Source organism: Paraburkholderia sp. UYCP14C (assembly GCF_004197395.1).
GTDB lineage: Bacteria > Pseudomonadota > Gammaproteobacteria > Burkholderiales > Burkholderiaceae > Paraburkholderia.
In genome coordinates this window covers 1-750 of the sequence record NZ_SELS01000304.1, presented here as the reverse complement: position 1 = coordinate 750, position 750 = coordinate 1, and the positions used below count along the sequence as shown (strand labels likewise).

The following is a 750-nucleotide window of genomic DNA, read 5'->3' as shown; positions in this document are numbered from 1 at the left end:
CAGATCAAGACGCTCGTGATGCACAGCGTCGAGGCTCTGACCTATGATGCGGTAAGCGTGATCGCGGTAGTCGCCGACTTCACCCATCTCGCGAAGCTCTACGGCTGGCTGTATCGTCGGGCGGCTGCGGACAAATCGGGCGCGCCACCGTCAGCGCCGGGCACGTGGCCGCTCTGAGTGACGGCTGGTCGTCCCAAAATGGCGGCATTTCTCAACCTGTAAGGAGTAACGGTTATGATGGGTCTTGTATCAAAAGGAGTTGGGCTAGCTGCAACAGGGAGCACTATTACCGACGGTGCACTGATAGACAAGGAGATGTCTGCACTGGGTACAACCACGAGAATGGCGACCTTGCATACGGCACAGGAGACCGCGCGGAACGCGTTGACCGGTGCGTTGGCGGCCATGATCAAAAACATGGCTGACACCATCAAAGGCGCCGCTCCCCACTAAAAAATCCAAACCGCGCGGACCGGAAGGGCTGGTCGAGCTGTCTGTAGTACGGCACCGCGTTTTGTTACGGGCCGGCATGCGGTTCGCCGCGCGTCGGCATCCATGATGCGATGCAGGGTTCTGGTGCAAATAGGCAAGCGGGTTGAGAAGTTTCCTATATGCAGGAGACCTTATCGAGCGGACAGCACCGCATTCCATACGGCGGGCGCAGCGGCATCCTTGAGGCCGAGTTTCGCGAGATCGAACTGGCCCTTGCGAATGCGATACGTCAACTCGATGCCTGAAATCGTGGTCGCG

The 750-nt window shown here is 58.8% G+C and carries 1 protein-coding gene and 1 pseudogene; both read left to right on the top strand.

Annotated features, from left to right (window positions below):
- A pseudogene (locus tag EVC45_RS47535) lies at positions 1-96 on the top strand (EscJ/YscJ/HrcJ family type III secretion inner membrane ring protein); the annotation flags it as partial.
- Positions 97-234: 138 nt separating this feature from the next.
- Positions 235-453 carry a hypothetical protein gene (locus EVC45_RS44965; RefSeq protein WP_129964401.1) on the top strand — a complete coding sequence of 73 codons (219 nt, stop codon included), beginning with the start codon at positions 235-237 and terminating at the stop codon, positions 451-453.
- Positions 454-750 lie beyond the last annotated feature (297 nt).